This is a genomic window from Alcanivorax xiamenensis (assembly GCF_009846745.1).
Lineage (GTDB): Bacteria > Pseudomonadota > Gammaproteobacteria > Pseudomonadales > Alcanivoracaceae > Alloalcanivorax > Alloalcanivorax xiamenensis.
On record NZ_AQPF01000052.1, the window covers coordinates 1 to 24675 of the forward strand.

Genomic DNA, 24675 nt, shown 5'->3' on the forward strand with positions numbered 1-24675 from the left:
GTCCCCAACGCCCTCTGGCGGCTTTTCCAGCGGCAACGCGGCGACGTGGAGACCTTAAACAGGCTCTAGGACGGCGACAGGCGACCTGAGGGGGTCAGGACGGGATGGGCACCATCAGGGCCTCGCCGACCGCGAAGGGCGCTCCGCCGGTGTCGGCCAGGTCGCCCAGCTCGGCATTCACGAACACCTGCCGCCGGCCGGCCTTGAGCACCCGGGCGCGTACCACGAAAGTCTCCGCCACCGCCGGTCTCAGGCAACGCACGGAAAATTGTGAGGCGGTGACATTGCCGGCTTGTGACGCGGCGGCGAAGCCGCAGGCGGTATCGATCAGGCCGCCAATCAGAGCGGCATGCAGAAAACCGCTGTATTGGGCGAATTCGTCGCGCCATCTCAAATGCAGCTCCGCCTCGCCGGATTCAATCCGGTGTACCTCGAGATTGAGCCAGTTGTTGAAAGGGGCCTGGCGGGAAAGGGTGCGGATGCGTTCCAGTATCTCGGAGGTGTCGCTCATGACGGGGTCTCCGGTGACGGGCGTGGAGCCAGGGCTTTGAAAACCGCCGTGGCGCGGGCGCACAGAGCGTCGTCCGCCCATACCTGGGCGGCGGCGAAGTTCAGGGAACGGCCGGTCCGGGTGGCCTCGGCGCGGATTTCCACCCATTGGCCGAGGCGGGCGCTGCCCAGAAAATCCAGCGTCATACTGACCGTGACGAGGCCGGAAATGCCGCCCAGCCGGTCCGCGCAGCTCAGTCCCATGGCGTTGTCCGCCAGCGCCGAGATCAGGCCGCCATGGACAAAACCGCGGCTGTTGGCGTGGGGCTGGCCGGCGCGGATGGCGAGGCTGAGCCCGTGATCATGATGACGGATGAAAATCGGCTCCCAGGGTGCGGTGAGCCCGCTGGCGCGGCGGTGCCGCTGGTAACCGGCGGGGACGGCGAGGTCGGACATGACGGGTCTCCCATTAGTTTTAATTAGACTAGTCTATATAATTTCAAGGCAACGACAAGCCGAAATGAAAGAGAAGGCTGATAAAGGGGCGGCGCGCATGGCGGCCTGCCAATGTCTTCTTTGGGTGCTACGAAGCCACTGTGGGAAGCTTGCTTGCAAGCGAATGAGGCTTGCTCAGGCGTTTACGGTATTCGCTTGCAAGCAAGCTTCCCACAGTGGCTTCGTAGCTATCCCGGGGGATGATATCCAGGTTCCGGTGTCAGGGACGCAGGGCGTTGATCTGGTCGGTCAGACTGGCGCAGGCGTCGGCGATGGCCTGGCCGTGGCATTCCACCCGGACCTGGATCAGGGCGCCTTCCAGGGCGGAGAGAATCAGGGACGCCAGCGGGCGGGCCCGGTCGGCCGGGATACCGTCGTCGATCAGCAGCGTCTCCCATTCCCGGCGCCAGTTCTGTATCGCCTCGCGCCCGGCGTCGGTGATGAGACGGGAACCGGGAGTGGTTTCCAGCAAGGTAGTGGCCAGCGGACAGCCGTCGGCGAAACCGGATTGCGCCATCCAGCCGGTCAGCAGCTCGCCATAGGCGCGCAGGGCGTCGGCGCTGTTGCCGTACTGGTGGCGCAGGTCTCGCAGCGTTTCCAGTACCCGCTCCCCGGCGTGGCGCACGGCGGCTTCGCCAAGCTGCTCCTTGCCATTGGGAAAGTAATGGTAGAACGAGCCTTTGGGGGCACCGGCGGCGGCCAGGATGTCGTTGATGCCGGTGCTGGCGTAGCCCTGCTTGCGGAACAGGGCTACGGCGCTGTGGATCAGGCGGTCGCGGTGCTTGGGGCGGGCTGCCATGGTCTGTGTCCGTCAGCGAAGGATCTAGACCAGTCTATACAGAGGGCAATGGCCTGTCATCGGGCCATCAACCCAGGCCGGCCACCGCCAGACCACCGGCGACCAACGGTAACGCCCAGGCCAGATGGCGTGCCAGCGTCGGCTGGTAGGGCAGCAGAAAGATCAGCGGCAACCCGACCAGAGTCACCAGAACCGGCACCATGGATAAGGCCAGCCCCAACGGCCACAGCATCAGGCAGGCCGCCGTGGTGGCCAGGAGCAGCAGCCAGCCAATGGTCTTGAACAGCCGCAGCCGTGCCTCGGTGGGTTTGCGCCCAAGCAGTTCCTGATGGTGACGCTTCATACCCAGGGCAAGACAGGTGAGACCGGTGTAGCCGAGAGCGAGAGCCAGCAGGACCGTCATGCATTGCCCTCCGCCAGAGCCGGTTCACGGGCGCGCGCCGGTTTCCGTTTGTCCGGTTTGGGTTTTGCCACCCGCCAAAGCGCGTATCCCCACAGGGCGCCGAGCAGCAGGCAGATCAGATCGAAGCCGGCCAGGGCACCCAGGCGCCAGGCGGCGGCGCTGAACAAGTGGCTGTCGGTGGTGACCATGTCCAGAAACGGCAGGGCCAGCCACAGCACGGTGATGACCGCCAGTTGTTCGATCCAGCCGCGCCGATGCGGGCGCAGCAGGCCATGCACCAGACTCGCCAGCCAGACCAGGAAAAACACCCGGATCTCCCAGGAGGAACGCTCAGCCAGGGTCGCCGGCAGCACTCTGTTAGCGGCGAAGTAAGCGCCGATGGCGGCCAGCAGGCCGGTGATCGACGCCATGTTGAGGCCGTTCACCAGTTTCAGTGCGGCGCCCGGCTGTTGCCGGCGCAGTTGCTGGGTGCGTTTCGACACCCAGAGCAGCATGCCGGTGGCCACCATGGCCGAGCCGGCCAGCCCGGAGAAGAAGAACAACAGCCGCACCAGCGGGTCGGCGAAACGCACCAGGTGCAGATTGGTCATGACATTGTAGACCTTGCCCATCAGCGGCGTCGGCGCCTCCCGTGGTTCGATGGTTTCCAGCAGGTCGCCACTTGAACCCTGGAAGACCTGGGTGGGGGAGCCGCCGCGACGGCGCCCGCTAATGGCCACGTCCTGCTCCACGCTGATGCGAATCCGCGCGTTTTCGCGGTTGGGATGCTGCACTTCGATACGGCTCACCGGGCGTTCGAAGCGGGCGGCGGTGGCCGCGGCCAGCGGTCCGATGGCGACCATGTCCGCCGGTTCGCCGGCTGGTCCGGGCGCCTCCGTGGAACGCGGAAACGCCTCGTCGAAGAAAGCGCGGCGGTCGCCATCGTAGGCGGCGTCGATGCCCCACGGCATCAACATCACCATGAACAGCAGCAGCCCGGAATAGGTGATCATGAAGTGAAACGGCAGCGCCAGAACGGCGCTGGCGTTGTGGGCGTCGAGCCAGGATCGCTGTCCCTTGCCGGGGCGGAAGGTGAAGAAATCCTTGAAGATCTTCTTGTGGGTGATCACCCCGCTGATGATCGCCACCAGCATGAACATGGTGGCGACGCAGATCAGCCAACGCGCCCACAAACGCGGCACGCCGTACAGCTCGAAGTGGAAGCGGTAGAGGAAATGGCCGCCACGGGTTTCCCGTGGCGTGAGCACCTCGCCACTGCCCGCGTCCATCCACGCCTGCTCACCACGGTTACGGCCTCCGCCCTGACGCGGCTGCTCCTCTCCGGCGGGCTGCCATCGCAGTTGTACCGCCGGATTGCGGGCATCCGGCAGGGATATATCCCAGGAGCGGGCCTCAGGGGCGATCCGCCCCAGTGTTTGCCAGGCCAGATCCATGGTGTCATCGGAGGCGGTGGACTGATGCAGTTCCGGCTCCATCCACAGGGAAATCTCCTCGCGGTAGTAGGCGCTGGTGCCGGTCACGAACACGGCCACCAACAGCCACCCCAGCAATAGCCCGCTCCAGGTATGCAGCCAGGCCATGGACTGCCGCAGGGAGCCGTTCATGATGCCGGCCCCAGTAGCCAGACCAGAGCACCGCACAGCAGGGTGGGGATGGCGATGCCGGCCCAGGCGCGGGCGGTGGTGGCGCAGGCGAAGGCCCAGATCACCGCCACGCTGTAGATGAGAAACGACAGCACCGAGGCGGTGATCACCGCGTCCATGCGGGACATCGGCAACCCCACACTGAGGGCGGCGGTGGCGGTGGCGCTCAGTGCGTATCCCCCCAGCACCGCGGCGATTGCACGCGACGCCACCGACAGCCGGGTGGCGTTCTTTAATTGTGACATGGTGTTTCTCTAGTCGGATCGGCGGAGAGTGGTGCCATTATGGGCAGTGAATGATAATTGTTGCTATCGGCAAATCAATATCGAAAATGTGTAAGAAATGTGCAGGGCAGGGCTTGCCCCTGTGAGAATCGATCCCTAGACTTCATTTCTTATTGATAATTATTACTAACCGCTATTCGTTTTTATTTGCTGCCATGTCCGGACGATAGCCCGCTGATGATGACGAACGCCACGCAAACCGACATCGGTTCGCTGTACCGCGATCATGCCCATTGGTTACTGGGCTGGCTGCGCCGGCGCCTGGGCGGAGACGGCGCTGATGCCGCCGATCTGGTCCAGGACACTTATGTCCGGTTGATGGTCTCCGGCCGCTTTCCGGCGCCGGAGCAGTCCCGGGCATTCCTGGCCCGCATCGCCAAGGGGCTGATGGTCGATATGCACCGCCGGCGCCGGTTGGAGCTTGCCTACCGGGAAGCCCTGGCGGCACTGCCGGAAGACAGCGCGCCTTCCGCTGAGCAGCGTGCGCTGACCCTGGAGACTCTGGCCCGTATTGACCAGGCGCTGGACGAACTGCCCTCCAAGGTGCGCGAGGCCTTCCTGTGTTCCCGTTTCGAGGGTTTGACCTATAGCCGTATCGCCGAGCGTTTGGGTGTGTCCCATGGATCGGTTCGCAAGTACATGCTGCGGGCCGCCCAGTCCTGTCTGTTGGCGCTGAGCGAATTCGAACCGGTATGAGTGACGCTTTGCCCGGCCCTCTGCGCCAGTACGCCGACCGTCATGGTCTGGACAGCGCCAGCCTGCAAGCCGCTCTGGACTGGCAGGTGCTGTTCTGGTCCGGGGAACAGCAAGCCGCCGACCGGGAGCGTTGGCGCCGCTGGCTCAACGCCGACGCGGAGCATCGCCAGGCCTGGGACGCGGTGGCGCGGATGGCGGGCACACTGGGTACTCTGAGTCCGCAAGTGGCGCGGCGCACCCTGGAGCGGCCATCGTCGGTGGGCCGGCGCCGGGCGCTCGGCGCCCTGGCGGCGGTGGGGGTGGGATCGATGCTGATGCTTGCCGGAGCGCGTGGCGGGTTCTGGCAAAAAGCGATGGCGGATTATCGCTGTGCCCGTGGCGAACAGCAGCGGTTCCGGTTGGAAGATGGCTCGTCGTTGATACTGAACACCGCCAGTGCCGTGTCGGTGGACTTCGGCCAAGACCGCCGCCGAATCTCCCTGGCGCCGGAAAGTGAAGTCGCCCTGGATACGCGATCCTCCACCCTGAAGAAGGCCGGCCCATTATCGCTGGCCCTGCCGGCGGCATTGTTGAATGTGCAAGGCGCCTGGCTGACCGCGCGTGACCTGGGGCATGGGGCCGGCACGGTGGGTGTGCTGGCCGGCGGGGCGCAACTGGTTACCGCCTATCCCCGCCAGGCCGCCGTCACCCTGAATGCCGGCCAGCAGGTTCATTTTGACCCGGACGGGCTGTCGGTAACGCCATTGTCCAGGCAGCGGGCGCTGGCCTGGACCCGCGGCGTATTGCAGGCGGACCGTTGGCGGCTGGCGGATTTTCTCGATGAGCTGAGCCGTTATCGCGACGGCCTGCTCTATTGCGACGACGAGGTGGCGGACCTGATCGTGTCCGGTGCCTATCCGCTCAAGGATACCGACTATGTGTTGGAATCCCTGGCCCGGGCGCTGCCGGTGGCGATTCATTACCGCACCCCCTGGCTGGTGCGCGTGGCGGCGGTCTAGCGTTTTGGTTTCCCCCAATGGGGTGCAAGAATCGGGATCCGAAAAAAATCCAATTCGGGGTAGCACTTTTCCGGCGCCCGTTCGGGATAACAGGTAATACACCCTGTTAAGGATCGGAACATGATGTGTTTTTCCCGTTTTCGGCATCTGCCATTGACGTTGTCGTTGTGTGGCGTGATGGCCGGGGCCGCCGTGGTCAGCGGGCCGGCGGTGGCCCAGGAGAGCGCCGGCACCCGCCTCTACCAGGTGGCTGCCGGGCCGTTGGACGGTGCCCTGGCTGAATTCGCCGGTGCCGCCGGCCTGACCCTGGTGATCGATGGCCGTCTTACCGAGGGCAAGCGCAGCGCCGGATTGAGCGGCGAATACTCACCGCTGGAAGGGTTGGGCGTGCTGCTGGCCGGTTCCGGGCTGGAGGCGGTGGCCCAGGGTAACGGCAGCTACCGTCTGCGCGCGCGCCCGGTGCGGTCCGGCTCTCCTCATACTCTGGAAAAAGTCACTGTCACGTCCGCCTCGGCGTCCGGGCAGGCGGTGGATGTGACCAATGCCCCGGCCAGCATTTCCGTGATTACCCGCGAGGAGTTGGAAGGCAAGGCGTATCGCGACATTACCGAGGCGCTGCAGGCGGTACCCGGTGTGTACGTGGACGACGGCCCGTCCGGCAAGGGCGGCACCGAGGAAATTTCCATCCGTGGCATGGATTCCAAGTACACCCTGATTCTGGTGGACGGCAAACCGCAGGGATCCGGGCAGGGTTATTACAACGGTTTTGGCGCCGGTGCCGAGTACGGCTGGTTGCCGCCGGTGTCCGCCATCGAGCGGATCGAAGTGATTCGCGGGCCCATGTCCTCGCTGTACGGTTCCGACGCCTTGGGGGGCGTCATCAACGTCATCACCAAAAAAACGCCGGACCAGTGGAGCGGTTCGGTGACGCTGGACCGGGTCATGCAGGAAAGCCACGATGCCGGCGATTACCATCAGAACCGCTACTATCTGAGCGGGCCGCTGGTTCCGGACCGGTTATCGTTCACCGTGTTCGGTTCCCGCTATGTGCGTGACGAAGACGATATCCCCAGCGGCTACCGCGATCTGGACCGTGACAACACCACGGCGCGGCTGGGCTGGACCCCGAGCGAGCGCCAGTCCCTGCAACTGGAAGCAGGGTATGCCACCCAGGATATCGTTGGCACCGCGGCGCGCACCGGCAGCGACAGCGAATTGGAAACGGTGCGGCGCCATCAGGCGCTGTCCCACGATCTCACCTGGGGCAACGGCTTCACCACCAAGAGCTATGTGCAGCATGAGGAAATGCTGAACCGTACTCAGAGCGCGTTGTACGAGCGCACCACCGCCAACACTTCCACGGTGCTGCCGTTCGACAGCCATGTGATGACGGTGGGGGCTCAGTATCGGTTGCAGAAAACCGAGAACCCGGCGCGCGCCATCAACAAAGCGAATCTGGAACGTTGGGATGCGGCGTTGTTCGCCGAGGACCAGTGGTTCATTAGTGACCCGCTGTCTCTCACCGGCGGCCTGCGTTGGGTCAAGGACGAGAACTACGGCAGCGAAGTGGTGCCACGGGCCTATGCGGTCTATGCGCTGTCGCCGGCCTTCACTCTGAAAGGCGGCGTCAGCGCCGGCTATCGCACGCCGGATCTTAAACAGGGTGATTCCAACTGGGTGGAAGGCGGCGGTGGCCCGTCCACCGACGGTGGCGACATCGGCAATTCCGATCTGAAACCGGAAAAAAGTGTCACCTATGAGCTGGCGGGGTTGTGGCAGGGCCGTAACGGCATCGAAACCAGCGTCACCGTGTTTCACACCGACTACAAGGACAAAATCGAGAAACCGTTGATCTGTGATCGCGTCAGCGGAACCGACACCGACTGTATTTATCAGGGCTACGACTACGAAAAACTGTATCAGTACACCAACGTGGACGAGGCCAGGGTACGGGGAGTGGAAGTGACGTTCGGTTTTCCGATACGTCACGATATGCGCGTGCACACCAACTACACCTTCACCGACAGCGAGCAGCTTTCCGGTGACAACAAGGGCAACCCACTCAATGATCAGCCCCGTCATCGTGCCAACGTCGCCTTCGACTGGCAGGCCACCGACAAAGCCCGGATCTGGTCCAAAGCCCGCTTCAAGGGGCGTGCCGAACAAGTGGCCGGACGTGGTGGCCTGACCGAGCGCTACCCGAGCTACACGCTGGTGGACACGGGTATGCAGTATCAGCTGTCCGAACTGGTGAGCGTGTACGGCGGTGTCTATAACTTGTTCGACAAGGAAGTGGACAACGATACCTATGGCCGGGTACTGGACGGCCGTCGTTATAACGCCGGCATCACCGTGCGGTTCTGAGGCCCGCCCAAGCGAGTGCCCTTCTCACTGCGGCTTCGTGCCCCCTCCGTGGGAAGCTGGCTTGCCAGCGATCCGGGCTGTCCCACAACCGTGGGACGGCCCTGGGGAAAGCGGCGGCTCAGCGTACCGGATCGGTTTCTTTCTCCTCCGCTTCGTCATCCAGCACATAGGCGATTACCGCGTCAGGGCTTCGGCCCTTGGAGCCGACCGCGCTGTGGCCGCCGGCCACCACCAGCAGGATCTGCCGGCCGGTGTCGTCCAGATAGGTCATCGGTGTGGCGTGACCGCCGATGGGCAGGCGGTCTTCCCATAGCGTGCGCCCACTGGTGAGGTCGTAGGCGCGCACGTGGTTATCCAGGCCGCCGCTCATGAACGCCACGCCGCCGGCGGTAATGATCGGCCCGCCGATATCCGGCACACCGATGGTCACCGGCAACGGAATCGGTGACGGATAGCCGATGGTGCCATTACGGTGGCGCCACACCACTTCACCGGTACGCAAATCAGCCCCGGCCACGTAACCCCAGGGCGGTTGTTGACAAGGCAGGCCCAGTGGTGACAGGAACGGTTTCATCTTCACCGCGTAGGGGGCGCCATAGTTTTCGTTGGCGCCGGGCCCCCGGGAGGAGACATGGCGGCTATGGTCGTCTTTTCTGGGTACCAGAGTGGAGACGTAGGCGAGGTAGGAGGGGGAGGTGAACGCCACCTGGCGGACCGGATCCACCGCCAGGGCGCCCCAATTGAACACACCGAAGTTTCCCGGGTAGATCAGGCTTCCTTGTTCCGAAGGCGGCGTATAACGGCCCTGATACTGAAGCTGGCGGAAGCGGATGCGGCAAAGCAATTGGTCCACCGGAGTGGCGCCCCACATGTCCCGCTCACGCAGTGGCGGCGGGTTGAAGTTGAGTGCCGAGCTGGGCTGGCTGGTGGCCACGGTCTGGTAACCGAGACTGGCCGGCGCCGGCTGTTCGCGTACCGGCAGCACCGGATCGCCGGTGCGGCGGTCCAGCACATAGATGTCGCCCTGCTTGGTGGGTTGCACCAGCACGGGGACACGGCCTTGGGGCGTATCCAGGTCCAGCAGACTCGGTTGCGCCGGCACATCCATGTCCCAGAGATCGTGACGCACGGTCTGGGACACCCAGCGCACCTTGCCGGTGGCCAGGTCCAACGCCACCACCGAGGAGCTGAAACGCTCGGCGTCGGGGTCGCGCTGTTCCCCCCATTGATCCGGCGTGTGGTTACCCATGGGCAGATAGACCATGCCCAGGGTTTCGTCGACGCTGGCCACCGACCAGCTGTTGGGACTGCTGGCGCTGTAGGTTTCGCCGTCCGGCAGCGGTTCGGTCCGTTCCGGGTTGCCGGGGTCCCAGTTCCAGACCAGGTCGCCGTCGTCCACATCGTAGGCGCGGATGACGCCGGAAGGCTGGGAAACGGAAACGTTGTCACTGATCAGACCGCCGATGATCACCAGTTGGTCGGTGACCACCGGCGGCGAGGACGGATAGTAAAGCGGCGGTTGCGGATTGGGCATCCCGGCCCACAGATCCACTTCGCCATTGTCGCCAAACCGGGCGCACCGTTCTCCGCTGTCCGCGTCGAGCGCGATGAGCCGGGCGTCGGCGGTGGGCAGGAACAGCCGCCGTTCACAATGCAGATCTTCCGGGTCGATCAGGCTGTCCCGTTCGCTGCCGGTGGCGGCGAGCATTTCCTCCGGTTGCGGGTTGGTACGTTCCACCGTGGCCAGAGGGGGCTGGCGATGGCCGGGAAAATAGGCCACGCCCCGGCAAATCTGACGCCGGCGATTCAAGTCGGGCTCGATGTCGGGATCGAAGCGCCAGCGCTCCACGCCGGTGGTGGCGTCCAGTGCGATCAGTTCATGGCGTGGCGTGCACAGGTACAGCGTATCGTTCACTTTCAGCGGCGTGGCCTCGAAAGTGGTGGCGTTGGTGTCGCCGGTATGGAACACCCAGGCCCGGCGTAGCCGTGTCACGTTATCCGGTGTGATTCGTGTCAGTGGTGAATAGCGCTGGCCGAGGGCGGTTCGTCCATAAGCATGCCAGTCCCCGTCGGGCACTTGCTCGGAATGACCGGCGCCGGGATTGACCGGGCCGGGCAGTGCCCCGCTCAGGTCATGGGGATCCTGATAGTAGCCGGCAACCGCCACCGCCGTGCTCAGCAATACCGCCAGCAGCAAAGGCATGCGTCCGCCCCGGATCGGGCCCGCCACGCCGGGAATCACCAACAGCAAACCCAGCAGTACCAGCAGGGCGCCGCGTGGCGCCAGGGCCCACCAGTCCAGTCCAACCTCCCACAGGCTCCAACTCAGGGTGCCAACCAGCAGCAGGGCGTACAGGCTCAACGCGCTGCGCCGTTTCATTATCAGCAGCAGCGCGCAAAGCACCAGCACCGCGCCAGCCACCAGGTAATAGGGGCTGCCGTTCAGGGACACCAGCCAGCCGCCACCGGCGGCCATGGCCAGACCCAGCACGAGCATAAGCAGGGCGATAACCACACGAATCACGGTACAGCTCCTATTCCCGCGGCATCCGCCGCTGTGGTGGCGACCCGCCTGATTCGGCTGCCGCTTCCTCCTGGAGAATACCCAATGCCTTGAGGCTGGCTTCGTCCGGGAAGCCATCGGCAGGCAGTCCCTGTCGTTGTTGGAAGCGGCCGAGCGCGGCGCGGGTGCCCGGACCGAGCAGGCCGTCTTCGGAACCGGCCTGGAAGCCGTCGGCGTTCAAACGCGCCTGCAGTGCCTTGACCTGGTCCCGGTGCAGGCGAGGTGCTGGTACCGGCGCCCGGCTGAGTTTTCCCGCGCCATTGATTCGGTCCGCCAGACGGCCCACGGCCAGGGCATAGGCCTCGGAACGGTTCCAGCCCATGATCACGCGGAAGTTCTCGTACACCAGAAAGGCGGGACCATTGGCACCGGAAGGCAGTAACAATGAAGCGTTCATCGGCGCGTCCGGCAGCGGCTGGCCATTGGGAAGACGCACATTGCGTTCACGCCAGTAGCTCAGCGGCCAGGATTCACCCAGGCCGGCCGAGCTGTAGTCGAAGGTTTCCGGTAACGAGACTTCGCGGCCCCAGCGCTCGCCGGCCCGCCAGCCCAGAGCGTTGAGGAAATTAGCGGCGGAGGAGAGCGCGTCCGGCAGGCTGTGCCAGAGATCCCGACGGCCGTCGCCGTCGCCGTCAACGGCGTAGCGGAGGAACGTCGACGGCATGAACTGGACATGGCCCATGGCGCCGGCCCAGGAGCCTTCCATTTGCGGCACTGTAATGGCGCCTTCCTCGACAATGCGCAAGGCGTTCATCAACTCGGCGGTGAAAAAGGCGCCGCGGCGGCCTTCACAGGCCAGCGTGGCGAGCGCGTCGAGAACCGGAGTGTTGCCGTAAAAGCCGCCGTAGTTGGTTTCCAGGCCCCAGAACGACAGCAGGTAAGCGGCGGGGACGCCATACTCCGCTTCCACCTTGGCCAACAGATCGGCGTGCTGGCGGCGTAGCTCCCGGCCCTGTTTTATCCGCTGCGTGGTGACCCGGCGCCCATAGTAGTCGGCGAAACTGCTGGTGAATTCCGGCTGTTTGCGGTCCAGTTCGACCACCCGGGTCTGCAGGGTCAGGGCGGGGATCCGCTGGTGGGCCAGTTCCGGATCAATACCGTCCTCAATGGCTTTTTGTTCCAGTTCACCCAGACACGCCTGGAAATCCTCCTGTTCCAAGGCATGGGCACCGGCAACGAGACCGAACAACAAAGCCGGTATGGTGAATAAAAAGGGGCGGGGCATAATCTCTCCATGACAGCAGGGGGCGGGGCCGGAGCCCCGGTTATTGATCTTCCAGTATGCGCCGTATCCGTACCGCGGTGGCGCGTGGCCGGACGATACTGTTACGGGCTTCCGCGCGGGCGCGGGTGACGGCGGCGCCGAACAGCAGGATCAGCGACGAGTAGTACACCCACAACAACAGCAACACCAGCGAACCGGCGGCGCCATAGGTGGAGGCGGTGGCGGTGTGGGAAAGATATAGCGCGATCAGGAAGCGGCCGAGAATGAACAATAAGGCGGTGACCAGCGCGCCGAGCAACACGTCACGCCAACTCAGAATGGCGTCCGGCAGGACCTTGAAGATGGTGGCGAACAGCAGTGTGGTCACCGCTACCGATACCAGCGTTTCCACCGCCACCATCGCGATGCCGGGCACTGGCAGCCATTCCTGGGCGAACACCATCAGCGCCTGAGTGACCACGCTGAGCAGTAGCGACACCATCATCACGAAACCGATGGAGAGCACCACGGTAAGCGATAACAGCCGGTTCTTGATTAGCGCGAATAACGTATTGCGTGACGGCCGTGGGGCGATGTCCCAGATGTTATTGAGTGAACGCTGCATCTGGGCGAAGACAGTGGTGGCGCCAATCAGCATGGCGCCAACACCAATCACGGTGGGCAGCAGGCCGCCCTCGGTGATGCGGGTGCGCTCCACCGCTTCCGCCACCGCCTGGGCGGCGTCGGCGCCGACGTTGTTTTCCAGCAGGCTCATGATTTGCTGCATGGCGGCGTCGGTGCTCATCACCAGACCGATCACCTGGACCGCCAGGATCACCACCGGCGCGATGGAAAACAGCGTGAAGAACGCCAGGGCGCCGGCGTGGATCAGGGCATCACCTCTTAACCAATAGCCGATGGAGGCTTTGAGAATGTCGAACCAATAGAGGACGATGTCCTTGATCTTTTGCATGCGGTGTCGTCCTGGCGGAGATTATCGATGGGACTATTGTTCCGCTATGCGCGCCGAGAAGAAAGTCCACTTTTCTTCGTAGGAGGTGACCGGATCTGGTGATTGCTACGAAGCCGCTGAGGGAAGCTTGCTTGCAAGCGAATTTTCAGGGTTCCAAAGTGCGATTCGCTTGCAAGCAAGCTTCCCTCAGCGGCTTCGTAGTCTGGTCCGTGGGAAGGTTGCCGGGCGGTGCCCGTTGCTGTCAATGCAGCTTAAGACGCGGCCGCACCAGGCGACTGAAGCGGCCCGCGGTGAGCAGCATGATGGTTCGCGGCCAGCCATACAGGGCGGCCTGGTGCATGCGGTACAATCCCACGTACATGATCCGGGCCAGCCAGCCTTCGACGAAGAAATTGCCGCCTTTCAGATTGCCCATCAGCATGCCCACGGAACTGTAGTTGGACAGCGACACCAGGGAACCGTGGTCCTTGTACTCGAACGGTCTCGGCTCCTGACTGTTGAGCAGGCGAACCAGATTCCGGGCGGTGTGATGAGCCATTTGCTGCGCGGATTGCGCGCGCGGCGGAATCGGCCGCTCCGCCCCTTCCGGTTTGAGGAAGGCGCTGTCGCCGATGACGAAGACATTGCCATGGCCCTTGGCCAGCAGATCCGGCTCCACCTCGACCTGGTTGACGCGAGTGGTGGTGAAACCCTCCAACTGTCCGAAGACATCCGGGCCTTTTACCCCCGCCGCCCACACCATCAGGTCGGCCTTGATCTCCTCGCCGTCCTTGGTGACCAGCGCCTGTCCGGTGGCCTCAGCCACCATCACACCGGTGCGGACCGATACGCCGAGTGCCTGCAGCCGTTCCGTGGCGGCGGCGGAGACTCGCTCACTGAGAGCGGGCAGAATCCGTGGCAGTGCCTCGACCACGGTGACGCGCAGTTGCTTGCGGTCCAGGTGTTCGTGGCCGTATAGCTTGAGCATGGCCACCGCATGATGGATTTCCGCCGCCAGCTCCACACCGGTGGCGCCGCCGCCGACAATTGCCACGGACACCGGATCATTGCGGTAGTTGGCGTGCAGGCAGGTGTTCAGGAAGCGCTCGCGAAAGCGTTCCGCCTGGGTGCGGGTATCCATGAACAGGCAATGCTGGCGCACGCCGGGAGTGCCGAAATCATTGCTCTGGCTGCCGATGGCAAGCACCAGGTAGTCGTAGTCGAGCTGGCGTTCGGGCAGTACCTCTTCGCCGTCCGGGCCGTTCATCGCCGCCAGGGTGACGGTCCGCGCGGCGGCATCCACGTGGGTCAGGGTGCCCGGCTCGAACCGGTAGTGATTGAGTCGGGCATGGGCGCGGTAGTCCACGGCATCCAGGTCAGCGTCGATGGCGCCGGTGGCCACTTCGTGATAGCGCGGTTTCCACACGTGAATGTTGCTGGTATCCACCAGGGTGATGTCGGCGCGACCGCGCTTGCCCAGCTTCCGTCCGAGTTGGGTGACCAGCGGCAGGCCGCCGGCACCACCTCCTACTACCAGGATCTTGGGTTTGCTCATGCAGGGGCTCCGTCCTTCAAAGCAGGGCCGCCCCGGTCCCGGACAGGGAGCAGGGCGGCGAAAAGCACAGTTTACCGGCATCTCCGGATGAACGGAAAAGCCTGACCTGGTCCTTATGAACTAAAAGCGTGGACAGGCAGTCACGACTTAAGTATAAGTGACGTCGTTAAAGTTTACCTTTACGTTAACGTAAAGGCGTAAAATGGGGCTGGACGGGCCCCTCATACCCACAACAACGAACGACAAGGAGCCTGCCATGACGGAGTCCTATACCCGTGGGCCGCGGGACAAGACGCTGCTGACTTCCACCATCGGTGATGCCTTCGACAATACGGTGGCCGCGTACGGTGAACGGGAGGCGCTGGTGGCCAGCCATCAGCAGCTTCGTTACTCCTGGAATCAACTGGCCGGGGAAGTGGAGCGCTATGCCCGTGCCTTCATGGCCCTTGGCCTGCAACCCGGTGACCGCCTTGGCATCTGGGCGCCGAACTGCGCCGAGTGGTGCATCACCCAATTCGCCAGCGCCAAAATGGGCGCCATTCTGGTCAACATCAATCCCGCCTACCGCCTCAGTGAGTTGGAATACGCGCTGAAGCAATCCGGTTGCCGCTGGCTGGTCTGCGCCGATAACTTCAAAACCTCGGATTACCAGAGCATGTTGACGGAGCTGGTGCCGGAGCTGGCATCGTCCCGCCCCGGGGAGGTGCGCAGCGACGTCCTGCCGGAGTTGCGCGGCGTGGTCAGCCTCGCCGATCAACCGCCCGCCGGTTTCGTCAGTTGGCGGGAGCTGGGTGCGCTGTCGGAATCAGTCGCGGTGGAAGACCTCAAACAATGCCAGGCCGGGCTCAAGCCCGATGATCCGATCAATATCCAGTACACCTCCGGCACCACCGGCTTCCCCAAGGGCGCCACGCTCAGTCACCGCAATATCCTCAATAATGGTTATATGGTGGCGGAAAGCATGGGGTTCACCGAGCAGGATCGGCTGGTGATTCCGGTGCCGCTTTACCATTGTTTCGGAATGGTGATGGGGAATCTCGGCTGCGTGACTCACGGCAGCACCATGATCTATCCCGCGCCGGGCTTCGACCCCGAAGCCACGCTGGAAGCGGTGGCCGCTGAACGGGCCACCGCTCTGTACGGCGTGCCCACCATGTTCATCGCTGAGTTGGGGCACCCGCGTATCAAGGAATTCGATCTTTCCTCCCTGCGCACCGGCATCATGGCCGGCGCCACCTGCCCCATTGAAGTCATGCGGCGAGTGATCAGCGAAATGCACATGGAGGAGGTTCAAATCGCCTACGGCATGACCGAGACCAGCCCGGTGTCACTGCAAACCGGTGCCGATGATGAGTTGGAACGCCGGGTTTCCACCGTGGGTCGGACGCAGCCCCATCTGGAAACCAAGGTCATCGATGAGCAGGGCGACACCGTGCCGCGCGATGAGATCGGCGAGCTGTGCACCCGGGGTTACAGTGTGATGCTGGGCTATTGGAACAACCCGGACGCTACCGCTGATGCCATCGACAAGGACGGCTGGATGCATACCGGTGATCTGGCGGTGATGGACGAAGCGGGCTATGTGCGTATCGTCGGCCGCAGCAAGGACATGATCATTCGTGGTGGCGAGAACATCTATCCCCGCGAGATCGAGGAGTTTCTCTACACCCATCCCGCCGTGGCCGACGTCCAGGTGATTGGTATTCCCGACGATAAGTACGGCGAGGAAATCGTCGCCTGGGTGAAACTGAAAGGTGACGAGCAAACCGATGCGGAGCAACTGCGTGACTACTGCAAGAACCGCATCGCCCACTTCAAGACGCCCCGGCATTTCAAATTCGTGGACGATTTTCCGATGACGGTGACCGGCAAGATCCAGAAATTCCGCATGCGTGAGATCAGCATTGAGGACGTGCGCGTCACCATCACCGAATCCTGATATTCCCGAGCCTGTGACAATAAGGTCCGGCCCATGCCGCCGGGCCGCGACCAAAAAAGGAGAGCGACCATGCGCCAATACAGTGAGGCGATGGAGCAATTTGATCTTGAAAACGAAGTGGGCATCACGCTGACCGGATCCCTGGAGCGCTTGAACGCCTGTGTGGAATGCTGCGACCGCCATGCCCTGCCCGGACGTATTGCTCTGTTCTGGGAAGGCGCCAACGGCGACAGCGCCACCTATACGTTTAGCGAATTACGTGACAAGGCTTCCCGTTTCGCCGCCTTTCTCGCCGATCAGGGCGTGGGCGCCGGTGATTGCGTGGCCGGGCTGCTGCCCCGTCGGGTGGAGTTGCTGATTACGGTACTGGCTACCTGGCGGCTCGGCGCGGTGTACCAGCCGTTGTTCACCGCCTTCGGCCCCAAGGCCATTGACCACCGTCTGCAAACCGCCGGCACCCGGGTAGTGATCACCGATGGTGACAATCGCGGCAAACTGGATGGTTTGGAAAGTGCTCCGTTGGTGGTCACCGTCGGCGGCGACAAAGGCCGCGGCATCCGCCGGGGTGACTTCAGCTTCTGGGCGGAACTGGATAATGCCAACGATGGCGTAGAGCCGGTGATGCGTGGTGCCGAGGATCCGTTTTTGATGATGTTCACCTCCGGCACCACCGGCCTGCCCAAGGCGGTGCCGGTGCCGCTCAAGGCCATCGTCGCTTTCGCCGGTTATATGCAATACGCGGTTGGCCTGCGTGAAGACGATGCTTTCTGGAACCTGGCGGATCCTGGATGGGCCTACGGGCTCTACTATGCGGTGACCGGGCCGCTGTCCCTCGGTCATCCCACCACCTTCTACGACGGCGGCTTTACCGTGGAAAGCACCTGTCGGGTGATCAATAAATACGGCATCACCAATCTGGCGGGCTCGCCCACCGCTTACCGGCTGTTGATGGCTGGTGGTGACGCCGTGGTCAAGGCGCTGCGCGGCAAATTGCGGGCCGTCAGCAGTGCCGGTGAACCGCTGACGCCGGAGGTGATCCGTTGGTTCGGCAAAGAGCTGGGTACCACTATCCATGACCATTACGGCCAGACCGAGCTGGGCATGGTGTTGTGCAATCACCATGAGCTGGAGCACCCGGTGCGGATTGGCGCGGCCGGCTTCGCCGTACCCGGGCACCGGGTTGTGGTGGTCAACGAGGACGGCGAGGAACTGCCGGTGGGCGAACCGGGTATTCTCGCCGTGGATCGCAGTCAGTCGCCGTTATTCTGGTTCCCGGGTTATCCGGCGGATCCGCGAAAGTCGATGTTGAAACACTATTACATGAGCGGCGACACGGTGGAACTGAACGACGACGGCAGCATCAGCTTTGTCGGACGTTCCGATGATGTGATCACCACTTCCGGTTACCGGGTCGGCCCGTTCGATGTGGAAAGTGCTCTGATCGAACACCCATCAGTGGTGGAAGCGGCGGTGATCGGCAAACCCGATGAAGAGCGCACCGAATTGGTAAAAGCGTTCGTGGTGTTGGGGGCCGGCTACCGAGGTGATGACGACTTGGCGAAGGAACTCCAGCAAGCAGTCCGTCAGAGATTGTCCGCTCATGCCTATCCGCGAGAAATTGAGTTCGTGGAGTCGCTGCCGAAGACACCCAGTGGTAAGATACAACGCTTCCTGCTGCGCAATGAAGAAGTGGCGCGGCAACGTCAGGCGGCCGCCACGGCCTGATCCTGACGCTTCTTTGTGACCTGCCGTCCATGGCGGCCACCCTGTGGGCTGTCGCCAAGGCGACGTCAAAAATCGCTCCCGGCGATTTTTTGTTCTGCCTTGCGCCGGCCCATTGGGCCGGCTTTTTATTGGGTTTATTGAGATTTAGTGGGAACCGGCATTGTCCTCTATCGTGGGGCCTTGCAAGCTCACTGATCATGCCATTCGCCAGCAGCGTGCTACCAGCCGCTGTGGGAAGCTTGCTTGCAAGCGAATGGCCAACGGCCCGGGGGCATTCGCGGCCAAGCGGAGCGCCGGCCGGGCCGCTTACCACTGCGATGCTGTAGTCCCTTCGTTATTCCGCGGCCGTACTTTTAATACCGCACCGTCACCGACTTCAGTTCGGTGTGATCCTCGATGAAGGCGCTGCCGAACTCCCGGCCGATGCCGGAACCCTTAACGCCACCGAACGGCACCGCCGGATCGGTGAAGGAGTGCATGTTCACCCACACCGTGCCCGCTTCGATGCGCGGCACCAGGCGCAGCGCGCTGGACAGGTCCCGGGTTCAGAGACGGGCAGTGAGGCCGTAGGAGCTGTTATTCATCGGAGAGAGCAATTTTTCTTCGTCATCGAAAGGCGGAAAGCACGCCACCAGACCGAACAATGCCGCTTGCAGCCAGGCGATACGTGCGCCGTACCGTTATGTGCCGGGTCTTGATTAACGTCATGAGACCGTGGCGTTAGGCGGAGCTTGGTAATCGGGTGCTTTTGCTCAAAGTATGGTGCCGTTGCTTCGGGCTGATTCTTGACGGAATCTGAAAGGGGAAGTTCCAAAGCGCTTCTTAAAGGCGGTGGCAAAGTTGGCGCTACTGCTAAAACCAAGCTCTTCGGCAATCAGAGCGACGGGCATCGTGGCTTGATAGAGTAGTCGACGAGCCTCCTGCATTCGTTCTTCTCGTAAATATTCATAGACTGTGGTGCCTGCGCATTGCTTGAACGCTTGATTCAGCCTTTTCCGATTGGTTCCGACTCGACGGGCTAAATCGTCAAGGCTTGGGGGGGTTCTTATCGATCTCAGTAGGTGGGCCCGGGCAGACTGGAATACAAGGTCATCTATTCCTGGGGGTTGTTCTGATGCGGTCTCATCCTGAGTGTCATCATCGTTGGACGCAGCCCGGAGGTGGATCATAAGTCTTAGACGTACTTCGTCAAAATCACAGGGTTTTCCGATATAGTCCACCGCCCCGGCGAGAAGGCCGCGTATTCTATGTTCAGCGTTTGAAAAGTCGGAAAGAAATAAAACCGGGACATGTGCTGTGATTGGGTCTCCGACAAGTATTTTGCAGGCGGTGTATCCATCGCATTCCGGCATTTTTGTATCCATTAGAATCAGGTCTGGAACCAAGAGTCGGGCCTTGTTCACCGCGTCCACCCCATCCTGGGCCTGATATGGCTGGCAGCCCAGTCGTCGAAGATGAGTCGAAACCAGAACTCTGTCGGCTTCGTTGTCATCAACTATAAGAATCCTTTTCCCTTTCAGCGAAGTCATAATTGATAAGCTCCATACCTCTTATTCCGCTACCAAACAAAGTTCGAGCGGCCCGTGGCGAAAGGATAATGGAGGCTAGTTATGCGGCAATCAATTGGGAAAAGATGCTCGTGCGTATGACTAAAAGAAAGGGTTGGAGGATATGGTTCGGGTTTGTTGAAGGGTGGGATTGGGTGTTGATGGTGAATTTATCGATAAATAAAGATGTTTTTTCGGATTTTTGATCTGTTGTTGAATCGAGAGAACAATGTTTCTGTAAGTGTGGAAGGAGTTATGTTTTGTTTGAAAAATCTCCCCAATAAAAACTTTTTCCCTTCCAGGAAAACTTTTTGAAAGTGATATGAGTTTATAGTGATCGCCGCCAGAGGTGTGGCGCCACCCGTTTTATGTTTTTTTATGTGATTGAAGTGTTTTTTATGAAGTGTGGCGGTCTTTTTTATGGGCGAAGTTCTGGTTATCAGCTGGCTTGACTCTGGTGCGTTAGGCGAACGGCAGATCTGAAAGAGGGGTGCCGTACAGTCGTTTTTCACGGATGGACCTTTGGGTAACGGGTGAGCCGCGGAGGGCTTCCTTGTTGCCATGCGGGACTGACGATCAACTATACAAATGCAGGTAGGCATGAACAGAGTATTTCGCATCATATGGAATCGTACGCTTGGGCGTCTTGTGGTTGCTTCGGAAAACGCGCGTGGACGAGCCAAGGCCCGCGGTGAACGGTTGAACATGGTTTCCGCCGCGCCGGCTTCTTTCCCGAAAAAAAAATTCACTCCGGTTGCTTTGGCCGTTGGGCTGGCTACCGCTGGTGGAGCGTTGATGTTTCCGGCTCAGCGTGTCATCGCGGACACCGAAGTGGAGGCGGGAAATAATATCTCAGTTTCCTCTCGGGCGGGCGACCAGGGGCAGGTCGTATACTCGATTTCCACCCAAGGCGATGTAACCTTTGATGGTGTGACCAGTACCGTTATTGAATCAGACGATGTCACTTCCCGCCTTCTCACGGTGAGTGAAAACGCGATTCTCCAGGCGCTACAAGTAAAAGATGATGCGGATGTTGGAGGCGCCTTGATCGTATCCGGCCCGGCTACTCTGCGAAACGGCCTTGATATGGATGGTAATCAGGTCGTTGGCGTGGCCGATGGTACCGCGTTGAACCACGCGGTTAATCTTGGCCAGCTGGAAGCGGTTGAAGCCGCCGCGGAAGCGGCGGGAAGAGGCTGGGGTATCAGTGCTGGCGGTAATCCCGGCGCCAACGTGGCCCCCGGTGATGCAGTGGACTTTAGCGGTGATGGCAATATCGAAGTGAGCCGTACGGGCACGGATCTGGCGTTCAGCCTGGGTGATGATATAGCGGTGGACAGCCTGAACGCCGCCGGAACGGTGGTTGATGGCGGTGGTGTACAGATTGGCAGTGATGTCCGGCTGGATAGCAGCGGCTTGACCCTTTCTGGTGGCCCAAGTGTGACCGTATCTGGTATCGACGGTGGTGGCCTGACGCTCAGCAACATCGCCAATGGCGCCATCGCCGCTGGCAGTCAGGAAGCGGTGACCGGCGCCCAGCTCCACGAATTACGTGAAAGCCTTTACACGGCCGGGGAGGGGGTTAAGTACTTTCATGCCAATTCGGTAGCTGATGACGCGGTGGCCGGAGGGGATGAATCCATTGCTATTGGTCCGCTGGCGATATCCGAAGGGGCTCATAGTATCGCCGCGGGCGATGGCGCGGGCACCACTGAAACAGCGGAAGGTGCGATTGCCATGGGGCAGGGCGCCATGGCGGGCAGTGAGCAGGGCGCGGTTGAAGACGGGGAAGGTTCCATAGCGATCGGGCGTGATAGCCTGGCTGGAGGGAACCACACCTTGGCCATCGGTGATGGCGCCAGTGTGGAATCCGAGTACACGGAAGGTTCAATGGCGTTGGGTGCCGGTGCCCGGATCGCTGGACACAGCGATTACGCCACGGCGATAGGTTTCGAGGCCGAAGCCACGGCGAATAATGCGACGGCGCTGGGTGGCAATGCAAAGGCCAATGGTGGTGGCAGCATCGCCATTGGCCAGGCAGAGGCCACAGGAGAGAATGCCTTTGCCGCGGGCACGGGCGCTTATGCCGGTTCGCTCAGCGGCATTGCGTTGGGTTTGGGCGCGGGAGTTGGCACTAATGGCACCGCGGCCGGGGACAAGACCTCCCACATTGCGATAGGCACTCAGTCAGGACGGAATGTGGATGGTAATCAGACGATTGCCATTGGTTATGAAGCTGGTTCGGACGTGACCGGTGATCAGAATGTCGCCATCGGTAGTCATGCCGGGGCTCAAATACAGGGCGACTATAACGTTGCTATCGGCCACGAGGCCAACCGCGAGGCGGGTGTGGTTGAACGCGCCACCGCGATCGGTGGGCAGACCGAGGCTGGCAGAAACGCGGTAGCGTTGGGTTATGGCGCAAGCGCCGCCGATAATGGGATGGCGCTTGGCTCCAATTCGAGCGCCGATCATAGCAGTATGGCTCTTGGGCGCAATGCCGTGGCTGAGGGTGGTAGTGTCGCTTTGGGAGGAGGGTCGGCCGCGCTGAGCAGCGATGCGACCGGCCAAGGATATCTCACTGGTAGTGACTTCACTGGTGGCACTGTGGTTTCGGTGGGCAATACCGACAGTGGGCAGCAGAGACGCATTGTCAATGTGGCCGATGGCTCGCAGGGCTATGACGCGGTTAACGTCAACCAATTACGAGCGGCACAGCAGGGCGTGGCCAACCTGGTTGGGGGTGACGTGACTCTGGATGCTGACGGTAGCTATTCAGGTTATGTCGTTGAGTTGCAGGATTCGGGTGGAAATTCCCACCAGTATGGGACCGTGGCGGAGGCAATCAACGCGGTCTCCAGTGGCGCGATCAATGTATTGCCCGGCAACGCGGTGACTTATAACCCGAACAATACCATTACCGTGTCGGAAGGTGTGGTGGAAGGAGATGCCGTCAATCTTGGTCAGATGAATGCGGCTATCGCCGAGAATGGTGTGAAGTACTTTAGCGTCAACTCCAATGATCCGGCTAATCGTGATAACTCCATGGCCAGTGGAAGCGACGCTCTGGCAATTGGCCCCGGGTCGACAGCCGCTGGCAGGTCTTCGCTGGCGACGGGACACCTGGCCAACACCGTCGGCGACCAGAGTGTCGCGCTTGGCTACGAGGTCGAGGCGTTGGGCGATGACGCCACGGTCGTCGGCAGTGGCAGTGATGCCTATGGTGACGGTAGCGTGGCGATTGGTTTGCGGGCAAAAAGCCAGGGTAATAATTCAATTGTTATGGGCACCGACGCCCAGGCTGACCCGAAGAGTACCGATGCCACCGTGGATGATGCCATTGTTATCGGAACCAGAGCGGAAGCTACCGCGGATAATGGTATCGCCATGGGGGAGAGCGCCCTTGCTTCCGAAATGCGAGCCGTTGCCCAGGGCTACGATGCCCACGCTACCGCGAATGACGCTCAGGCTTCGGGGACCCGTGCCCGAGCCAGCGGCGTAAGTTCGCAAGCCAGTGGCACGGATGCTCGCGCCAGTGGCAGCAATGCGATTGCAACCGGTACCGAGGCCCATGGCCTGGCCGCCAACAGTGTCGCCATTGGTAGCAATGCCGTGGCCGGGTTTGCTCCACTTCCGGGAGAAGAAGGGCGTAACGTTAACGCCGTTGCGATTGGCAATAGTGCTCAAGCCGTCGAGCAGGATGCTTTGGCGGTGGGGCGCGGTGCTCTGGCGGAAGCACAAGATGCCGCCGCGTTCGGGCGGCAGGCTCAAGCGACCGCCGAAAGTGCATTGGCGGCGGGAACCGGTGCGCGCGCCACTGGAGAAGGGGCGTCGGCATTCGGACGGAATGCGCAAGCCATGCATACCGGCTCCGTGGCATTGGGAAGTGATGCCATCACCGCGGCGGCGGTGGGGACCTCGAGCGCGACAGTCGACAAACAAACCTACGACTTTGCGGGTACTGCTCCCATCGCTACGGTCAGCGTTGGTGACGTTGGACAGGAACGGACCGTCACCAATGTTGCCGCCGGGCGCATTTCCGCCACCAGCACCGACGCTATTAACGGCAGTCAGTTGCATGGCACCAACCAGGCGGTCAACGCTCTGGCCGACAATGTGGATACCGCGGGCCAATCCGTTGCCGGTGCTCTGGGAGGCAACGCCTCTTACGACCCGAACACCCACCAGGTGACGACGAGCAATGTTGGTGGCACTGGGGAAGATTCCGTTGATGATGCCATACGGTATGCCGCTCAAGGTTGGAATATTAGCGCGAACGGTCAAACAGGTGAGAACGTGGCGCCTGGTGGCGCGGTGGATTTCAGCAACAGCGATGGCAACATTGAGATTGCCCGTGCGGGCACCGACCTGACGTTCAATCTGTCCCCGGATATCGAGATTGATAACAGTATTACTGTCGGTGATACCACTATCAACAACGACGGTCTGACCATCGACGGTGGCCCAAGCGTGACCAGCGGAGGCATTGACGCGGGTGACCTGGTGATCACCAACGTTGCCCCGGGGGAAGTCGGCGCCGCCAGCACTGATGCCATTAATGGTGGTCAGTTGTTCGGCGTGGCGGATTCAGTGAGTTCCGTAGTCGGTGGTAATGCGGTGGTCAACCCGGATGGCAGCATCACCACCAGCGACATCGGCAATACCGGTGAATAATAAGGATCTTGATCTCGGCGCGGATGGCAGCCTCACCACCGGCAACGCAATGATGAATAACGACGGCGTTTTGGTGGACGATGGCACGGGTAGCCGCACGTCCGTGGGGGCCGGTGCGATAACCGTAGCCGGCGCGGGCAACAGCATCACGGTCGATGCTGGTGCCGGTACGATGGAAGGGTTGAGCAACCGGGACCTGGATGCCGCTGATTTTGGCACCACGGGCCGTGCCGCCACCGAAGAGCAGCTGGAGCTGGTTAATCAAACCGCCAGCGCCGGCTGGAACGTCACTGACGCCGACGGCAACAGCGCCAACATCGGTCCGAATGGTCAGGTGTCTTTCGA

19 protein-coding genes are annotated in these 24675 nt (G+C 61.9%); 7 read left to right on the forward strand and 12 right to left on the reverse strand.

The features are described from left to right. Positions 1-94: 94 nt before the first annotated feature. The 6 genes from A6D6_RS18855 to A6D6_RS18880 form a co-directional block, all read right to left on the reverse strand. Positions 95-511, reverse strand: a complete 417-nt coding sequence (locus tag A6D6_RS18855; RefSeq protein ID WP_133492193.1) for a PaaI family thioesterase — start codon at positions 509-511, stop codon at positions 95-97. After that, a complete protein-coding gene (locus A6D6_RS18860) occupies positions 508-945 on the reverse strand; it encodes a PaaI family thioesterase (RefSeq protein ID WP_133492192.1) in 438 nt (145 codons plus the stop codon). Before A6D6_RS18860 ends, A6D6_RS18855 begins: the two co-directional genes overlap by 4 nt. Before the next feature lie 259 nt (positions 946-1204). After that, the gene (locus A6D6_RS18865; RefSeq protein WP_159661570.1) at positions 1205-1783 is read right to left on the reverse strand and encodes a TetR/AcrR family transcriptional regulator; all 579 of its coding nucleotides are present in this window, start codon (positions 1781-1783) and stop codon (positions 1205-1207) included. 67 nt (positions 1784-1850) lie between these two features. Then, positions 1851-2186: a DUF3325 domain-containing protein gene (locus A6D6_RS18870; protein WP_133492190.1), complete on the reverse strand. Its 336-nt coding sequence runs from the start codon at positions 2184-2186 to the stop codon at positions 1851-1853. Next, on the reverse strand, positions 2183-3790 hold the full coding sequence (locus A6D6_RS18875) for a PepSY-associated TM helix domain-containing protein (protein ID WP_159661571.1): 1608 nt from the start codon (positions 3788-3790) through the stop codon (positions 2183-2185). Before A6D6_RS18875 ends, A6D6_RS18870 begins: the two co-directional genes overlap by 4 nt. Continuing rightward, positions 3787-4074, reverse strand: coding sequence for a DUF3649 domain-containing protein (locus A6D6_RS18880; RefSeq protein ID WP_097058085.1), 288 nt, complete (start codon positions 4072-4074; stop codon positions 3787-3789). Before A6D6_RS18880 ends, A6D6_RS18875 begins: the two co-directional genes overlap by 4 nt. Before the next feature lie 216 nt (positions 4075-4290). Here A6D6_RS18880 and A6D6_RS18885 point away from each other — a divergent pair, with 216 nt between their 5' ends. The 3 genes from A6D6_RS18885 to A6D6_RS18895 all read left to right on the forward strand — a co-directional run bounded on the left by A6D6_RS18885 (position 4291) and on the right by A6D6_RS18895 (position 8171). Continuing rightward, the gene (locus A6D6_RS18885; RefSeq protein WP_097058086.1) at positions 4291-4809 is read left to right on the forward strand and encodes a sigma-70 family RNA polymerase sigma factor; all 519 of its coding nucleotides are present in this window, start codon (positions 4291-4293) and stop codon (positions 4807-4809) included. Beyond that, positions 4806-5807, forward strand: coding sequence for a DUF4880 domain-containing protein (locus A6D6_RS18890; protein WP_133492188.1), 1002 nt, complete (start codon positions 4806-4808; stop codon positions 5805-5807). The genes A6D6_RS18885 and A6D6_RS18890 overlap by 4 nt, the downstream gene beginning before the upstream one ends. A 120-nt stretch (positions 5808-5927) precedes the next feature. After that, the gene (locus A6D6_RS18895) at positions 5928-8171 is read left to right on the forward strand and encodes a TonB-dependent receptor (protein WP_159661572.1); all 2244 of its coding nucleotides are present in this window, start codon (positions 5928-5930) and stop codon (positions 8169-8171) included. Between the two features lie 118 nt (positions 8172-8289). Here the strand turns inward: A6D6_RS18895 and A6D6_RS18900 are convergent, their stop codons facing one another. The 4 genes from A6D6_RS18900 to A6D6_RS18915 all read right to left on the reverse strand — a co-directional run bounded on the left by A6D6_RS18900 (position 8290) and on the right by A6D6_RS18915 (position 14445). Beyond that, positions 8290-10695, reverse strand: coding sequence for a membrane-bound PQQ-dependent dehydrogenase, glucose/quinate/shikimate family (locus tag A6D6_RS18900; RefSeq protein ID WP_201303851.1), 2406 nt, complete (start codon positions 10693-10695; stop codon positions 8290-8292). 10 nt (positions 10696-10705) lie between these two features. Continuing rightward, complete coding sequence (locus A6D6_RS18905) at positions 10706-11959, reverse strand: lytic murein transglycosylase (protein ID WP_159661573.1); 1254 nt, start codon at positions 11957-11959, stop codon at positions 10706-10708. A gap of 40 nt (positions 11960-11999) precedes the next feature. Beyond that, positions 12000-12911, reverse strand: coding sequence for a YihY/virulence factor BrkB family protein (locus tag A6D6_RS18910; protein ID WP_159661574.1), 912 nt, complete (start codon positions 12909-12911; stop codon positions 12000-12002). A 241-nt stretch (positions 12912-13152) separates the two neighbouring features. Next, positions 13153-14445, reverse strand: a complete 1293-nt coding sequence (locus A6D6_RS18915; RefSeq protein WP_159661575.1) for an NAD(P)/FAD-dependent oxidoreductase — start codon at positions 14443-14445, stop codon at positions 13153-13155. 256 nt (positions 14446-14701) lie between these two features. On the opposite strand from A6D6_RS18915, the gene A6D6_RS18920 reads away from it, so the two are divergent. Both A6D6_RS18920 and A6D6_RS18925 read left to right on the forward strand, forming a co-directional pair. Continuing rightward, on the forward strand, positions 14702-16384 hold the full coding sequence (locus A6D6_RS18920) for an AMP-binding protein (RefSeq protein ID WP_159661576.1): 1683 nt from the start codon (positions 14702-14704) through the stop codon (positions 16382-16384). Between the two features lie 69 nt (positions 16385-16453). Then, complete coding sequence (locus A6D6_RS18925) at positions 16454-18109, forward strand: AMP-binding protein (RefSeq protein WP_133492182.1); 1656 nt, start codon at positions 16454-16456, stop codon at positions 18107-18109. A gap of 353 nt (positions 18110-18462) precedes the next feature. Here A6D6_RS18925 and A6D6_RS21990 read toward each other — a convergent pair whose 3' ends face one another. Both A6D6_RS21990 and A6D6_RS18935 read right to left on the reverse strand, forming a co-directional pair. Further along, a complete protein-coding gene (locus tag A6D6_RS21990) occupies positions 18463-18645 on the reverse strand; it encodes an aldehyde dehydrogenase family protein (RefSeq protein WP_255461669.1) in 183 nt (60 codons plus the stop codon). A 216-nt stretch (positions 18646-18861) separates the two neighbouring features. Then, a complete protein-coding gene (locus A6D6_RS18935; protein WP_159661577.1) occupies positions 18862-19638 on the reverse strand; it encodes a response regulator transcription factor in 777 nt (258 codons plus the stop codon). 618 nt (positions 19639-20256) lie between these two features. Between A6D6_RS18935 and A6D6_RS18940 the strand changes: the two genes are divergently transcribed. Together A6D6_RS18940 and A6D6_RS18945 are read left to right on the forward strand one after the other, a co-directional pair. Continuing rightward, the gene (locus A6D6_RS18940) at positions 20257-24330 is read left to right on the forward strand and encodes an ESPR-type extended signal peptide-containing protein (protein ID WP_159661578.1); all 4074 of its coding nucleotides are present in this window, start codon (positions 20257-20259) and stop codon (positions 24328-24330) included. Further along, positions 24323-24675: hypothetical protein (locus A6D6_RS18945; RefSeq protein ID WP_201303852.1), on the forward strand; the 353-nt coding region annotated here is incomplete at its 3' end. The genes A6D6_RS18940 and A6D6_RS18945, both read left to right, overlap by 8 nt.

What these genes read in the sequence shown, in the direction of transcription:
- A6D6_RS18855 (WP_133492193.1), bottom strand. Translation starts at nt 511, where the DNA reads ATGAGCGACACCTCCGAGATACTGGAACGCATCCGCACCCTTTCCCGC.
- A6D6_RS18860 (WP_133492192.1), bottom strand. Translation starts at nt 945, where the DNA reads ATGTCCGACCTCGCCGTCCCCGCCGGTTACCAGCGGCACCGCCGCGCC.
- A6D6_RS18865 (WP_159661570.1), bottom strand. Translation starts at nt 1,783, where the DNA reads ATGGCAGCCCGCCCCAAGCACCGCGACCGCCTGATCCACAGCGCCGTA.
- A6D6_RS18870 (WP_133492190.1), bottom strand. Translation starts at nt 2,186, where the DNA reads ATGACGGTCCTGCTGGCTCTCGCTCTCGGCTACACCGGTCTCACCTGT.
- A6D6_RS18875 (WP_159661571.1), bottom strand. Translation starts at nt 3,790, where the DNA reads ATGAACGGCTCCCTGCGGCAGTCCATGGCCTGGCTGCATACCTGGAGC.
- A6D6_RS18880 (WP_097058085.1), bottom strand. Translation starts at nt 4,074, where the DNA reads ATGTCACAATTAAAGAACGCCACCCGGCTGTCGGTGGCGTCGCGTGCA.
- A6D6_RS18885 (WP_097058086.1), top strand. Translation starts at nt 4,291, where the DNA reads ATGATGACGAACGCCACGCAAACCGACATCGGTTCGCTGTACCGCGAT.
- A6D6_RS18890 (WP_133492188.1), top strand. Translation starts at nt 4,806, where the DNA reads ATGAGTGACGCTTTGCCCGGCCCTCTGCGCCAGTACGCCGACCGTCAT.
- A6D6_RS18895 (WP_159661572.1), top strand. Translation starts at nt 5,928, where the DNA reads ATGATGTGTTTTTCCCGTTTTCGGCATCTGCCATTGACGTTGTCGTTG.
- A6D6_RS18905 (WP_159661573.1), bottom strand. Translation starts at nt 11,959, where the DNA reads ATGCCCCGCCCCTTTTTATTCACCATACCGGCTTTGTTGTTCGGTCTC.
- A6D6_RS18910 (WP_159661574.1), bottom strand. Translation starts at nt 12,911, where the DNA reads ATGCAAAAGATCAAGGACATCGTCCTCTATTGGTTCGACATTCTCAAA.
- A6D6_RS18915 (WP_159661575.1), bottom strand. Translation starts at nt 14,445, where the DNA reads ATGAGCAAACCCAAGATCCTGGTAGTAGGAGGTGGTGCCGGCGGCCTG.
- A6D6_RS18920 (WP_159661576.1), top strand. Translation starts at nt 14,702, where the DNA reads ATGACGGAGTCCTATACCCGTGGGCCGCGGGACAAGACGCTGCTGACT.
- A6D6_RS18925 (WP_133492182.1), top strand. Translation starts at nt 16,454, where the DNA reads ATGCGCCAATACAGTGAGGCGATGGAGCAATTTGATCTTGAAAACGAA.
- A6D6_RS18935 (WP_159661577.1), bottom strand. Translation starts at nt 19,638, where the DNA reads ATGACTTCGCTGAAAGGGAAAAGGATTCTTATAGTTGATGACAACGAA.
- A6D6_RS18940 (WP_159661578.1), top strand. Translation starts at nt 20,257, where the DNA reads ATGAACAGAGTATTTCGCATCATATGGAATCGTACGCTTGGGCGTCTT.